Raw genomic sequence first — 13775 nt, 5'->3', positions numbered from 1 at the left:
CGCCGAAACCCCCACCGCCCCCGTCATCCACTCCGCCCACTACCTCGACCACCGCCACGAAATCCTCGCCGCCGAACACATCACCGTCATCGGCTCCGGCCAATCAGGCGCCGAGATCTTCCTCGACCTCCTCCGACACCGGCCCGCCGGAAAAGAAAAAATCCACTGGCTCGCCCGCACCCCCGCCTTCGCCCCCATGGAATACAGCAAACTCGGCCTCGAACAATTCACCCCCGACTACACCCGCTACTTCCACGCCCTCCCCGAAGCCGTACGCGACCAACTCCTCCCACAGCAATGGCAGCTCTACAAAGGAATCGACGCCGAAACCCTCGCCGCCATCCACGACGAGCTCTACCGCCGCACCCTCCACGGCGGCTGGCCCGACGCCGTCCTCACCCCCGGCGTCAACGTCCGCACCGCCGGCCGCGTCGGCACCACCCGCGTCGAACTCCACCTCGACCACATCCAGCAGGGCACCCGCTCCCGCCTCACCACCGACGCCGTCATCCTCGCCACCGGCTACCGAGAACGCCCCACCGACGCCCTCCTCGCCCCCCTCGACCCCTACCTCCGCCGCGACAGCGCCGGCCGCCCCCGCATCGACGAACACCAACGCCTCACCCTCGACCCCAGCGTCGAAGGCGCCATCTACGTCCAGAACGCCGAACGCCACACCCACGGCCCAGGCGCCCCCGACCTCGGCCTAGCCGCCTGGCGCGGCGCCACCATCCTCAACAACCTCACCGACGCCACCCCCTACCCCCAGCCACCCCGCACCGCCTTCACCACCTTCGGCCTCCCACAACACCCCCGCACCCCCGGCGCCCGCAGGCCGCTGCCCCTCTCCGAACCCGCCAACCACCTCAAGGCCAACCACCTCAAGGTCTGAGCCCACAACCCCCGCCACAGAACCCCGCGCACAACCCCCGGCGCCCAGCCCCCGCACCTGAGAGGCTGAGGCCATGACCCCACACCACCCCTACGGCACCCCCGACACCCCCCGCCTCGCCGTACGCGGCGAAGCCCACCTCGAAGTCCCACCCGAAATCGCCCAACTCGACATCACCATCAACGCCCGCAACACCGAACGCCACACCACCCTCGAAGACCTCACCCGCCGCAACACCCACGCACTCAACGCGCTCAACACCTACGACCACGCCATCGACCACCTCGAAACCAGCACCTTCACCATCACCCCCCAACTCACCGAAAAAGGACGCCACGAACGCGTCCACGCCTACCACGGCCACCTCCACATCACCGCCACCATCAGCGACTTCACCGCCCTCGGCGACATCACCAGCCGCCTCGCCGCCCTCGACCTCACCCGCGTCGACGGCCCCTGGTGGAGCCTGCGCCCCGACTCACCCGCCCACCGCGAAGCCCGCCGCCAAGCCGTCCACGACGCCCTACAACGCGCACGCGAATACGCCGACGCCCTCGGCGCACAACTCGACGCCATCACCGAACTCGCCGACATCGAAGCCGACACCCCCACACCCCCCGGCCCCCTCGGCTACGGACCCCCCGCAGGCGCCCGAGCCGCCCGCGCCGCCGGATACGGCGGATACGGCGAGACAGCCGACCCCGAACCCACCCTCGACCTCGCACCCCAACGCCAGCACATCCACGCCCACGTCAACGCACGCTTCACCATGACCCGCCCCACCCTCTGAAACCACCCCTCCACCGCTCATCAGAGCGCCCCCGCGCACGTTTCACTACTTGTCAACAAGCCTTCACCCAGCGGACGTTGGCCCGACCCACCCGACGGAATCCCTACCCATCGGTACGTCATAGAGTCGAACCATGCGCCGAGCAAAAATCGTCTGCACCCTAGGCCCCGCCACCGACTCGTACGAGCAGATCAAGGCACTCGTCGAAGCCGGAATGGACATAGCCCGCTTTAACCTCAGCCACGGCACCTACGCCGACCACGAGGCGCGATACCACCGGGTGCGCAAAGCCTCAGAAGAAACCGGCCGCAACGTCGGCATCCTCGCCGACCTTCAAGGCCCGAAGATTCGCCTCGGCCGCTTCCGCGAAGGACCCGTACTCCTTGAACGCGGCGACGAGTTCACCATCACCGTCGAACCCGTCGAAGGCGACCGCCACTGCTGCGGCACCACCTACGAAGGCCTCGCCGCCGACGTCACCCGAGGCGAACGCATCCTCGTCGACGACGGCCGCGTCACCCTCGAAGTCATCGAAGTCGACGGCCCCCGCGTCAAGACCATCGTCATCGAAGGAGGCATGGTCTCCGACCACAAGGGACTCAACCTCCCCGGCGTCGCCGTCTCCGTCCCCGCCCTCTCCGAAAAAGACGTCGAAGACCTCCGCTGGGCCCTCCACGCCGGCGCCGACATGATCGCCCTCTCCTTCGTCCGCAGCGCCCATGACATCCTCGACGTCCACCGCATCATGGACGAAGAAGGCCGCCGCCTCCCCGTCATGGCGAAAATCGAAAAACCCCAGGCAGTCGACAACCTCGAAGGCATCGTCGACGCCTTCGACAGCATCATGGTCGCCCGCGGCGACCTCGGCGTCGAAATGCCACTGGAATCCGTACCCATCGTCCAAAAACGCGCCATCAAACTCACCAAACGCAACGCCAAGCCGGTCATCGTCGCCACCCAAATGCTCGACTCCATGATCGACTCATCCCGCCCCACCCGCGCCGAAGCCTCCGACGTCGCCAACGCCGTCATCGACGGCACCGACGCCGTCATGCTCTCCGGCGAAACCAGCGTCGGAAAATACCCCGTCGAAACCGTCAAAACCATGAGCCGCATCGTCGAAGCGGCCGAAGAAGACATCCTCCTCAAAGGCCTCCCACCCCTCACCGAAAACAGCAAACCCCGCACCCAAGGCGGCGCCGTGGCCCGCGCCGCAGCCGAAATCGGCGACTTCCTCGGAGCCAAATACCTCGTAGCCTGCACCCAGAGCGGCGACACCGTCCGCCGCCTCTCCCGCTACCGCTCCCCGATCCCCCTCCTCGCCTTCACCCCCGAACCCGCCACCCGCGCCCAGCTCAACCTCACCTGGGGCGTCGAAACCTTCCTCGGCCCCCGAGCCGAGAACACCGACCAAATGGTCCAACAGGTCGACGAACACCTCCTCCGCATCGGCCGCTGCCAAAAGGGAGACGTGGTCATCATCACCGCCGGCTCCCCACCAGGAGTCCCCGGCTCCACCAACCTCGTGCGCGTACACCACATCGGCGAGGACGACTCACCGAAGAAATAGACCGGCACTCCGGATCAGTACTTCGGCCCGATGTACTGATCCATGAGCGCCACGGAGGCGCGGCGGGCGACGGAGACATTGGCCGGGCTGCCCCCGCGCCGCGTCACCTTCCACTGGACACCGACCTTGTCGAAGGTGTCGGTGCAGAGCTTGAGAATGTCCTCGGACCTGTTGGTGAAGAAGTAACGCGGATATTCGTAGCGCTTGCGTTCACCGCCTACGAGGCGGGTGGCCCAGTTGGTGATGCGGCACCCGTCGGAGTGGATGAGGCCGCGCAGGAATTCCCAGGGCCGGGCGTCTACGATCCGCTGCTGCCACGGTTCGAGAACGATGGCGCGATCATGCTTCCTGCCGGGGCCATGCTGCGGAAACAGGCAGGGCCAGTGCCGTCCGTAGCTGGTCACCATCACGCAGCCTTTCCGCTGGAGCGAGTAGGCGCGCAGGGACGGCCGTACGGCCAGGATCGCGCTGTGACAGGCTTCGATGAGCCCCGGCCAGGCATCCGCGCAGGCGATACGCAGTTGGTGCCCGCCGCGCGGCTGCGGGCTGATGCAGCCGTCCCCGAGGTAGAGCCCCAGCAGGTAGGCGTAGGCGGCTTCGTCGAGAGTCAGGTCATCGCAGCGCGGACAATCGGTCGGCCGGGCTCGGGTGAGGGGCTCGATGCGCGTCTGCCAGTCGCGCAGGGCGTACCGGGATATTCCGGTCTCCTGGCTGACGGAGTTGAGGCTGCGGCCTTGGCTGACCAGTGCGAGCGCGCGCCTGCGCGTATCCATGTCGTACATGCGGACGAGCTTGGCTCGAACTGCGCGGGCGGGAGCCCAATCGCCTACTTGTTCACCTTGGCGGGTGAAGATCACCAACCGTTGGGAACCTTGGAAACGAAGGTAAAGTGCCCCGGGTCGGACTCGAACCGACACTGTATGGGTTTTGAATCCATCGCCTGCTGCCAAATTGGGCTACCGGGGCCTTGCAAAGGAAGGATAGCGGAAACCCTCCGCGCATCAAACATACAGGAGCTAGGTAGGCTCATGGTGCATCGCCCTGCCTTAACGAGGAGCCCCGTGAACGCCGCCGAGCCCCAGCCGCATGCCGACGACGAGCAGTCGCACGTCCCCCCGCTGACGACCCGCGTCGTCATCGCGGAGGACGAGGCCCTGATCCGGCTCGATCTCAAAGAGATGCTTGAGGAAGAGGGATACAGCGTCGTGGGTGAAGCCGGCGACGGCGAGACCGCCGTCGCCCTGGCCCAGGAGCACAAGCCCGACCTCGTCATCCTCGACGTGAAGATGCCCGTACTCGACGGGATCTCCGCCGCGGAGCGGATCGCCGCGGAGTCCATCGCGCCCGTACTGATGCTCACGGCCTTCTCGCAGCGCGAGCTGGTGGAGCGGGCGCGGGACGCCGGGGCGATGGCGTATCTGGTGAAGCCGTTCAGCAAGAGCGACGTCGTGCCGGCCATCGAGATGGCGGTTTCGCGGTTCACGGAGCTGCGCGCGCTGGAGCGCGAGGTCGCGGACCTGTCGCAGCGGCTGGAGACGCGCAAGCTCGTGGACCGGGCGAAGAGCGTGCTGCAGACGCAGTACGGGCTGACGGAGCCCGCGGCCTTCCGGTGGATTCAGAAGACGTCGATGGACCGCAGGCTCTCGATGCAGCAGGTCGCGGAGGCCGTGATCGAGGACGCCGAGGAGAAGAAGGCGGCCAAGGGGGAGTAGGCGATGCGACATCATCGTCGCCGTGGGCGACCGCGACCGAGGCTACTCAGCACGAGCTGACGCCGTCCATGACCTCAGCGACGTCGGAGCGGGCACCTTCGAGGGCATCGAGGCGATCAGGAACGGCGCCCTGGAGTGCGGCGCCGGCGCGCACCACATCACGAACATCGTGATCAGCGGTCAGGAGGACGACGTCGTCACCGCGCAGTCCAAGGGGCTCCTCCTCATGGCCAACGGATCCGTCACCAGCGTCACTCATCTCGACACCCTGCCGCGCGAGGAGGGCGGCTGGCGGATCAGCCGGCGCGTCATCCTCGCGCAGCGCAGACCGCTCGGCGACCTGCACCTGACGTACCCGGGCCGGCACTGAGCGTGGAGCGTCGCGGTTGCGGGAGCCCCGGGGCTTCGGGCCGGGCCCGGTAAAGTGGTGCTCTTCGGGCTGTTGGGCTCCGGAGTCCTAAAGGCGATGGCTGATGAATCTCCGCCCTCTGGCTGTTGGTTCTGATGGTGCGATACGCACTGTGTGGCGGCTTCCGGCTGTTGATGTGGTGAGGGGGCGCCGAGCCCTTTGGTGGAGCGTTGGACCCACTGGTCAACTTGCGGTTCTTTTGGTGCACGAGCGGTATCTGGATCGCAGTCGCTACATCAAGGGGTGGGTGGGGTGGCAGCCGAAGCTTCCGTTTACGGGGGAGTTGGTCACCGTTGCGGGAGGGGAGGAGCGGCGCAGGCTGGTGGAGGGTATTCGGATGCGGCCGAGTCACCTGGCTCTGCTGCCGGATTCCCGTTTTCTGTTGGTGAGCGGGCGTACGTCCCGTGGCGAGGCGGAGGAGGGTTGGGCTTCCAACGCGGTGGTGTTTTCCCCGTCTGGAACGCCTGAGGCCGAGTTCTGCGTCGGTGACGATATTCCGGCGTTGGCGACCGATGCGCACGGAGGCATCTGGACGGCTTATGGTGATGCCGGCATCTACGGTGGTCATCCCGAGTCGGGAGGGGGCCTCGCGGGTTGGGATGTCCGAGGCCGGGCCTCCTGGGCGCCCGGGGGCCGACTGCCCCAGTGTCCGCTGCACGGCTGTACTGCCGCGACGGAGGAGGACCAGGTGTGGCTCGTCTGGTACTCCAGTACCAGCAGTGGCGGTACTTTCCTGTCGCGGATCACTCCGTCCACCGGCGATGTCGTCAGTTACGTGAGCCCCGTCCGTACTCCGGATGGTTTCGCGGTTCGCGGCGACAGGGCCGTACTGACGCGGCGCGACCACAACAAGCGGTCTGTTGAAGTTGTACGTGCCGCACTCGACGGCACCACGTGGACAGTGACCTCCCGCCGTCGTGTACGAGTCCCCGGTCGGGTCGTCATGCATTGCGGCCAGGGCCGTGACGGCTTCCTCTGGCTCCGGGCGGGCAATACCTGGCTGCGCATTGAGGCGTGATCAGTCCGGGCGTCGCGCATAAGGGGCCGGGGGAACACCAGGGAACATTCGCGCGGCGGCCGGTGTGGTGTCGGGGTTCAGTCTTCGCCGAGGTAGGCCTTGCGTACGGATTCGTTGTGGAGGAGGTGGTCGCCGGTGCCGGAGAGGACGATGGTGCCGATTTCCATGACGTGGCCGTAGTCGGCGAGGGAGAGGGCGGCTTGGGCGTTCTGTTCTACGAGGAGGATGGTGGTGCCGGTGGATTTGAGTTCTGCGATGGTTTCCATGATTTTCTGCATCATGATGGGGGAGAGCCCCATGGATGGTTCGTCGAGCATGAGGAGTTTGGGGCGGGACATGAGGGCGCGGCCCATGGCGAGCATTTGTTGTTCGCCGCCGGAGAGGGTGCCGGCTGCTTGTTTGCGGCGTTCGCCGAGTATGGGGAAGAGTTCGTAGGCGCGTTCGGTGTCCTTGTTGATTTCGGTGGGGTTTTTTCTGAGGAACGCGCCGAGTTGGAGGTTTTCGGCGACGGTGAGGCGGGGGAAGATGCGGCGGCCTTCGGGGGAGTGGGCGAGGCCGCGGGCGACGATGTGGTGGGCGGGGGTTTTGGTGAGGGGTTGGCCGTCGAAGGTGATGGTGCCGCTTTGGGGGGTGAGGAGGCCGGAGATGGTGCGCAGGGTGGTGGTTTTGCCGGCTCCGTTGGTGCCGATGAGGGTGACGACTTGGCCGGTGTGGACGGTGAAGGTGATGCCTTTGACGGCTTGGATGTTGCCGTAGGCGACTTTGAGGTCGTCCACTTCGAGGAGTGCGGTCACTGGTTGTCCTCCGGGCGGGCGACGGTGTCCGGTGGTGTCGCTGTTTCAGCGTTCTCAGCGGCTCCAGCGGTCTCGGCGGCTTCGGCGGCTTCGACTTCTGCTATTTCGTCGGCTCCGGGTGCGCCTTCGAAGGGGGTGCCGAGGTAGGCGGCGATGACGCGTTCGTCGGCTTGTACGGCGTCGGTGGTGCCTTCGGTGAGTTTTTCGCCTTGGACGAGGACGGCGACGCGGTCGCAGAGGTTGAAGATGAAGCGCATGTCGTGCTCGATGACGAGGACTGCGGTGCCTTGGTCGCGGATGGCGAAGACGAGTTGTTGGGTGGCGCGGGTTTCTTGGGGGTTCATTCCGGCGGTGGGTTCGTCGAGGAGGAGGAGTCCGGGGTCGCCGGCGAGGGCGCGGGCGATTTCGAGTTTTCGTTGTTCGCCGTAGGGGAGGTTGCGGGCGAGGTGGTCGGCTTTGGGGGTGAGGCCGGTGAATTCGAGGAGTTCTTGGGCGCGTTGGGTGGAGGCTTTTTCGGCTCGGTGGAAGGCGGGGCCTCGTAGGAGGGCGGCGAAGAGTCCTTCTTTGGTGCGGGTGTGGTGGCCGACGAGGACGTTTTCGAGGACGGTCATGTTGGCGAAGAGGCGGATGTTCTGGAAGGTTCGGGCGATTCCTGCTTTGGCGACGAGGTGGGGTTTGGGTGGGAGGGTGGTGTTTTTGTAGGCGACTTTTCCGCTGGTGGGTACGTAGAGGCCGGTGAGGCAGTTGAAGAAGGTGGTTTTTCCGGCGCCGTTGGGTCCGATGAGGCCGACGATTTCGTGGGGGTGGACGCTGAGGTCGACGGCGCGTACGGCGGTGAGTCCGCCGAAGCGCATGGTGACGCCGGTGGCGGTGAGTACGGGGGTTTCGGTGGTGGTCGTGGTCGTCATGGGGTTCACGCCCCTGCCTTGGTGACGCCGACGGTGCCGGGTGGTAGGTCGCGGTCGGGGACGTCGAGTTGGCCGGTGTCGTGGTATTCGAGCTGCTGGCGGCGGTTGGGGATGATTCCTTCGGGGCGCAGTCGCATGAGGAGGATGAGTGCCAGGCCGAAGGCGAGGAGTTGGTAGTCCTGGAGGAATTGGAGTTTTGCGGGGATGAGGTAGAGGAGGGCCGCGCCGAGGAGTGGTCCGCTGATGGTGCCCATTCCGCCGAGGATGACGGCGGCGAGGAGGAAGGCGGAGTTGGGGGGTACGGGGCCGGCGAAGACGTATTGCTCGGGTACGGCGGTGGAGGTGACGTGGGCTTGGACGGTGCCGGCGAGTCCGGCGAGGGTGGCGCCGAGGGCGAAGGCGAGGAGTTTGAGGCGGAAGCTGTTGATGCCGCTGGCGGTGGCGGCGGTTTCGTCTTCGCGGATGGCTATCCAGGCGCGGCCTATGCGGGAGTTTCCGGCGCGGCTGAAGACGAGGACGACGAGGATGGTGATGAGGAGCATGAGCAGGTAGTAGTTGGCGAAGGGGGTGAGGGTGGTTCCGGCGACGTCGTGGGGTGTGCCGAATGAGTAGCCGAAGAGGACGAGGTCGGGGATGTTGGGGATTCCGTTCGGTCCGTTGGTGACGGATGGGCCGGAGTTTCCGTCGAGGTTTTCGACGGTGATGCGGAATATTTCTCCGAAGCCGAGGGTGACGATGGCGAGGTAGTCGCCGCGTAGGCGGAGGGTGGGGGCGCCGATGATGACGCCGAAGACGAGGGAGGCTGCGGCGCCGGTGAGGGCGGCGGCCCAGAAGGGGAAGTGGACGTCGAGGGTGGAGGCGGTGGAGCCGGAGACGAGGGCGGCGGTGTAGGCGCCGACGCCGAGGAATGCGACGTATCCGAGGTCGAGGAGGCCGGCGAGTCCGACGACGACGTTGAGGCCGAGGGCGACGGTCGCGAAGATGAGGATGTTGACGGCGATGAGGGTGTATTGGTCGGTGCTCTGGGTGAAGGGGAAGGCGGCCGCGGCGGCGAATGCGGCGGCGATGGAGATGTTGCGGTGTTTGTTGGTGAGGGTGGCGAGCCGGGCGATGAGGCCGGCTTTGAAGAGTGCGGCGGCGGCGAAGGATACGAGGATGAGGAATCCGGTGAAGAGTTCGCCGTATTCGGTGTCTATTCCGTAGGTGACGGTATAGAGGGCGATGCCGAACGCGGCGGCGATGATGAGGATTTCGGCCCAGGCGGGGAGGGGGCGGGCGGGGCGTAAGGGGCGTGGGGTGCGGCCGGGGCGTACGGTCCGGTAGATGCCGTGGAGGGCTTTGCCGAGGGCGCCGGTGTGGAGTCGGCCGTGCTGCGGCAGTGAGGCGGCGGTGCGTCGGTCGATGGGGTGGGCGAGGGCGCCGAGGAGTGCGGTCAGGGTGGTGGCGGCGGCGATGTAGCCGCCGGGTTCGAGGTTGGCGAGGCCGCCGAGTTGGTCGGCGATGGCGATGAGGGTGTACCAGGTGGTGGCTAGGGTGCCGGCGGCGAGGTAGGCGGTGGCGTTGTTGCCGCCGGTGGGGGTGAGCCAGGTGAGGCCGGGGGTGCGCCAGGCGGAGAGGGTGAAGGCGAGGGTGAGGATGCCGCCGATGAGGGTGAGGATTTGGAGGCCGCCGGGGTAGCCGGTGACGGTGAGGTTGCCGGGGAAGGCGGTGGTCCAGGTCCAGGCGAGGAAGGTGGAGAGGATGGTGAGGGCGGCTCCGGCGGCGGTGATGATGCGGGCGGTGGTGAGGGGGAGGGGGATGACGGGGGTGGTTTCGGTGGGGGTTGGTGTGGTCATCGCTGTCACGCCCGATCCGCTACGCGTTCGCCGAGGAGTCCTTGGGGCCGTAGGAGGAGCACGGCGATGAGGAGGGCGAAGGCCCAGACGTTGGCCCAGCCGCCGCCGCCGAGCTGCTGCATGCCGGGGATGTCCTGGACGTAGGTGATGGCGAGGGCTTCGGCGATGCCGAGGACGACGCCGCCGAGCATGGCTCCGTAGATGTTGCCGATGCCGCCGAGCACGGCCGCGGTGAAGGCTTTGAGGCCGAGGATGAAGCCCATGAGGACTTCGACCTGTCCGATGCGCAGGCCGTAGGCGACGCCCGCGACACCGGCGAATCCGCCGCCGATGGCGAAGGCGAGGACGATGATGCGGTCGGTGTTGATGCCCATGAGTTTCGCGGTGTCGGGGTCCTGGGCGGTGGCTTGCATGGCGCGGCCGGTGCGGCTGTTGGCGATGAACAGGCCGAGGGCGGCCATGCAGATGGGTGCGGCGACGAGGACGAAGATGTCGTTGCGCTGGAGGTGGAGGTTGCCGGCGAGCTGGAAGGAGTCGCCGCTGATCTGGGGGAAGGGGCGGGCCTTCTTGGCGTTGGGGTAGAAGCTCCAGACGATTTGCTGGAGGGCGAGGGAGAGTCCGATGGCGGTGATCAGTGGGGCGAGTCGGGGTGCGCCGCGCAGGGGGCGGTAGGCGAAGCGTTCGGCGGCGGTGGCGACGGCGACGGAGGCGATGACGGCGCCGATGAGCATGAGGGGGATGGCGAGGGTGAGGGAGGTGTTGCTGGGGAGCCAGAGCCAGATGGTGAGGGCGCCGAAGCCGCCGATCATGACGATCTCGCCGTGGGCGAAGTTGATGAGCTGGATGATGCCGTAGACCATGGTGTAGCCGATGGCGATCAGCCCGTAAGTGGCGCCGAGGGCCAGGCCGGTGAGGAGTGTTTGGGGTAGTTCGTGCACCGCGGGGCCTCCGATGCGGGTGTCGGATGTGACGCCGCGCGGGGGCGCTGGTGGCGCCCTCGCGCGGGGGTGCTGTGGCGGGGCGGCGCGGTGGTCATTCCTCGAAGGTGGCGCTCTTCACGGTCGTCCACTTGCCGCCTTTGACGGTGTAGACGGTGAGTTGTTTGTTGGTGGTGTCTCCGTACTGGTCGAAGGAGACTTTGCCGGTGACGCCTTGGAATGAGACTTGGGACATGGCCTCGACGACTTTTTCGCGGGCCTTGTCGGGGAGTTTGCCGTCGTTGTCGGCCATGACCTTCTTGACGGCCTGGATGATGGCCCAGGCGCCGTCGTAGGAGTAGCCGCCGTATGCGGCGTAGGGGTCTTTGTAGTTCTGGGCCGCGTAGTCCTTGATGAAGTTCTTGGCGGAGTCGAGTTGCTGTACGGGGTAGCCGACGGAGGTGGCGAGGTCTCCGTTGTTGCTGCCGCCCGCGGCTTTGATGAAGGCGGGGTCGTAGATGCCGTCGCCGCCCATGACGGGCACGTTGGCGCCCGCGCGTTTGGTCTGGCCGGACAGGAGGCCGCCTTCGGGGTACTGGCCGCCGAAGTAGACGGAGTCGGCGCCCGAGTTCTTGATTTTGTTGGCGGTGCTGGAGAAGTCGGTTTCCTTGGTGGTGAGGTGGTCGGTGCCGACTACTTGTCCGCCGAGCCGTTTGAATTCCTGGCTGAAGATGGTGGCGAGGCCGGCGCCGTAGGTCTGTTTGTCGTCGACGACGAAGGCTTTGCGTTTCTTGGCGTCGTTGTAGAGGTATTGGGCGGCGAAGCGGCCTTGGATGATGTCGGTGGTGGCGGTGCGGAAGTAGGTCTTGAAGGGGCGGCTCTTCTTCCCCTGGCCCCACTTGTCGCCCTGGCTGAGGGCGGGGTTGGTGTTGGCGGGGGAGACCTGGGTGAGGTTGGCGTTGGCGAAGACTCGCTGCATGGACTGGGCGACGCCCGAGTTGAGGGGGCCGACGACGCCGAGGACGCTCTCGTCGGCGGCGAGTTTGGTGGCGTTCTGCTGGCCGGAGGCGGGGACGGCCTGGTCGTCGAGCGGCTCGATCTTGAAGGTGACGCCTTTGACCTCGTTGTTCTTGTTGGCGGTTTTCACGGCGAGGTCGACGGAGTTCTTGATTCCTTGGCCGATGGCGGAGAGGGAGCCGGTCAGCGGGGCGTCGACGCCTATGGTCACGGTGGTCTTCTCGCCGCCGTTGCCGCCGCCTTTGTCGTCGTCGCGGGAACCGCAGGCGCTGAGGGTGAGGGCCCCTGTGGTGAGCGCGGTGGTGAGGATGAGCAAGGAACGGTGTCGCACGTCGATTCCTTTCCCTGGCGCGGCCTCCTCTGCTGAGGTGCCGTATCGCTCGCCGGGTGGGTGGGGAATGTGCGGTGCTTGAGGTGCGAGCCGCCCGGCGGGGTGGTGACTGGCCGTGACTATAAGGGTGTGTGGGGGGCTGAGGCAGTGGTGCCGCCCATGCTGTGACTGTCTTGTTATGACGCGAATCACTGTTTGGGGTTTGTGTAGAAGATCTAATCGGACGGTTGGTGCGGATCATGACTTCTTCGCCGATCTGGATCGCATGATTCCGCAGTTCTGTTAATGAGTGGGGGCGGGACCCGGCCCGAAACGGACCATGGGCCGGAGCGGAAGCCGGCGAAAGATCGCGGCCGTAGCCCCCTCCGGGAAAGAATCTCCGATTCCGAATGGCGCGAATGCTACGGAGAGTTATGGCGCGGTAGAGGGGACGGTCATGTCGGCGGGCGCCAGTTCTCGGAGTTGTAGGTCGCGCCGTTCGCGGCGGTGCAGCGCTGTGCGGCTTGGCGTTCGATCAGCCGGCGCGCGGCGTCCGGGCCGTGGGCGTCCCGCTCGGCGTGTGCGGCGCGCACGATGTCGTCGTAGATCGCGCGCTGTTCGTTGGACAGGCCCTTCTGTTCCCAGTCGAGGCCGGCCCCCTCACCGCCGGTGAGTTCCTGTACGGCCCAGTAGGCGATGAGGCGCGTACAGACCTGGATGAGCGTGGCGGTGGACGCGGCGCTCGGCCCGGCGGAGGCCGTGGCCCGGGGGCGGTGGGGCGCGGGGTCGGCGCAGCCGCCGAGTGCGAGGGGGAGCGCGGCGGCGAGCGCCAGGGCGCCGGCGGCGGCGCGCCGTGCGGGGGTGCGGGGCGGGGCCCTCATGGGGGCACGGTAGGGCCGCCGCCCGGCGCCGGGAAGCGCGGGCGGCGGCTTCGGGCCGCTCGGGGCCCCAGGGGGCGGGGGAGGGGCTGGCCGCGGCGATGCGGCGCGAGTCGGCTCCCCCGCGCGTCGTGGGCTCCCGCGCCGTCAGCGGCCGGGCGTCGCGCCGGGCTCGGGTCGCGCGGCGTGCGGCGCGTCGCGCAGCAGGCAGGTGAGGCGGGCGGTGCAGACGCGCTTGTCGTCCTCGTCGGTGATGACGATCTCGTACGTGGCGGTGGAGCGGCCGCGGTGTACGGGCGTGGCGACGCCGGTGACGAGCCCGGAGCGGGCGCTGCGGTGGTGGGTGCAGTTGAGGTCGACGCCCACGGCGATCTTGGTGGGGCCGCCGTGCAGCATCGAGCCGACGGAGCCGAGGGTTTCGGCGAGCACGGCGGAGGCGCCGCCGTGCAGCAGGCCGTACGGCTGGGTGTTGCCCTCGACGGGCATGGTGGCGACCACGCGCTCGGGGGAGGCGTGGACGATCTGGACGCTCATCCGGTCGCCCAGGTGTCCGGCGGTCATCATCCGGGACAGGTCGAGGCCGCTGTCGGCCCACCGGTCCAGGACTTCTTGTGGGAACGTGGTCCGGCTCTGTTCGCCCATGGGGTCGCGGCTCCGATCGTCCTTCGTGGTCGTTGATGTGGCAACGGCTTCCGTGCCGGAAGTCTTACCAGGCGTCCCGGAAG

14 protein-coding genes and 1 tRNA gene are annotated in these 13775 nt (G+C 67.2%); 6 read left to right on the top strand and 9 right to left on the bottom strand.

Translation table 11 applies throughout. The annotated features are described in order from the left end of the window. The 3 genes from IF55_RS31245 to pyk form a co-directional block, all read left to right on the top strand. A partial coding sequence (locus tag IF55_RS31245; RefSeq protein ID WP_048832856.1) for a SidA/IucD/PvdA family monooxygenase occupies positions 1–892 on the top strand: 892 nt, incomplete at its 5' end. Positions 893–965: 73 nt separating this feature from the next. Then, positions 966–1682 (top strand): SIMPL domain-containing protein, encoded by a 717-nt coding sequence (locus IF55_RS31240; RefSeq protein WP_030888130.1) that lies wholly within the window; start codon positions 966–968, stop codon positions 1680–1682. 133 nt (positions 1683–1815) lie between these two features. Then, positions 1816–3252: a pyruvate kinase gene (pyk, locus tag IF55_RS31235; RefSeq protein WP_030888129.1), complete on the top strand. Its 1437-nt coding sequence runs from the start codon at positions 1816–1818 to the stop codon at positions 3250–3252. A gap of 14 nt (positions 3253–3266) precedes the next feature. Here pyk and IF55_RS31230 read toward each other — a convergent pair whose 3' ends face one another. Beyond that, positions 3267–4034 carry a hypothetical protein gene (locus tag IF55_RS31230; RefSeq protein ID WP_030888127.1) on the bottom strand — a complete coding sequence of 256 codons (768 nt, stop codon included), beginning with the start codon at positions 4032–4034 and terminating at the stop codon, positions 3267–3269. 108 nt (positions 4035–4142) lie between these two features. Then, a tRNA-Leu gene (locus tag IF55_RS31225) sits at positions 4143–4218 on the bottom strand. Positions 4219–4313: 95 nt separating this feature from the next. On the opposite strand from IF55_RS31225, the gene IF55_RS31220 reads away from it, so the two are divergent. The 3 genes from IF55_RS31220 (at position 4314) to IF55_RS39875 (ending at position 6391) form a co-directional block, all read left to right on the top strand. Beyond that, on the top strand, positions 4314–4964 hold the full coding sequence (locus tag IF55_RS31220; protein ID WP_030888125.1) for an ANTAR domain-containing response regulator: 651 nt from the start codon (positions 4314–4316) through the stop codon (positions 4962–4964). Positions 4965–4986: 22 nt separating this feature from the next. Beyond that, the gene (locus IF55_RS31215; RefSeq protein WP_048832854.1) at positions 4987–5334 is read left to right on the top strand and encodes a nuclear transport factor 2 family protein; all 348 of its coding nucleotides are present in this window, start codon (positions 4987–4989) and stop codon (positions 5332–5334) included. A gap of 241 nt (positions 5335–5575) precedes the next feature. After that, positions 5576–6391 carry a hypothetical protein gene (locus tag IF55_RS39875; RefSeq protein WP_245661542.1) on the top strand — a complete coding sequence of 272 codons (816 nt, stop codon included), beginning with the start codon at positions 5576–5578 and terminating at the stop codon, positions 6389–6391. Positions 6392–6468: 77 nt separating this feature from the next. Here the strand turns inward: IF55_RS39875 and IF55_RS31210 are convergent, their stop codons facing one another. From IF55_RS31210 to IF55_RS31180, 7 genes are all read right to left on the bottom strand, one after another. Continuing rightward, a complete protein-coding gene (locus IF55_RS31210) occupies positions 6469–7185 on the bottom strand; it encodes an ABC transporter ATP-binding protein (protein WP_030888122.1) in 717 nt (238 codons plus the stop codon). Beyond that, entirely contained in the window at positions 7182–8093 is a 912-nt protein-coding gene (locus IF55_RS31205; RefSeq protein ID WP_030888120.1) for an ABC transporter ATP-binding protein, read from the bottom strand. Before IF55_RS31205 ends, IF55_RS31210 begins: the two co-directional genes overlap by 4 nt. Before the next feature lie 5 nt (positions 8094–8098). Next, entirely contained in the window at positions 8099–9928 is a 1830-nt protein-coding gene (locus IF55_RS31200) for a branched-chain amino acid ABC transporter permease (RefSeq protein WP_030888119.1), read from the bottom strand. 5 nt (positions 9929–9933) lie between these two features. Then, positions 9934–10866: a branched-chain amino acid ABC transporter permease gene (locus tag IF55_RS31195; protein ID WP_030888118.1), complete on the bottom strand. Its 933-nt coding sequence runs from the start codon at positions 10864–10866 to the stop codon at positions 9934–9936. A gap of 94 nt (positions 10867–10960) precedes the next feature. Beyond that, the gene (locus IF55_RS31190; RefSeq protein ID WP_030888116.1) at positions 10961–12193 is read right to left on the bottom strand and encodes a branched-chain amino acid ABC transporter substrate-binding protein; all 1233 of its coding nucleotides are present in this window, start codon (positions 12191–12193) and stop codon (positions 10961–10963) included. Between the two features lie 434 nt (positions 12194–12627). After that, positions 12628–13053 (bottom strand): hypothetical protein, encoded by a 426-nt coding sequence (locus IF55_RS31185; protein WP_048832853.1) that lies wholly within the window; start codon positions 13051–13053, stop codon positions 12628–12630. 144 nt (positions 13054–13197) lie between these two features. Next, complete coding sequence (locus IF55_RS31180) at positions 13198–13692, bottom strand: PaaI family thioesterase (protein WP_030888112.1); 495 nt, start codon at positions 13690–13692, stop codon at positions 13198–13200. Positions 13693–13775 lie beyond the last annotated feature (83 nt).

The sequence above is a fragment of the Streptomyces varsoviensis genome (genome assembly GCF_000718635.1).
GTDB lineage: Bacteria > Actinomycetota > Actinomycetes > Streptomycetales > Streptomycetaceae > Streptomyces > Streptomyces varsoviensis.
Note: the sequence above shows the minus strand (reverse complement) of the source record. Positions and strands in the feature narration are given on the sequence as shown.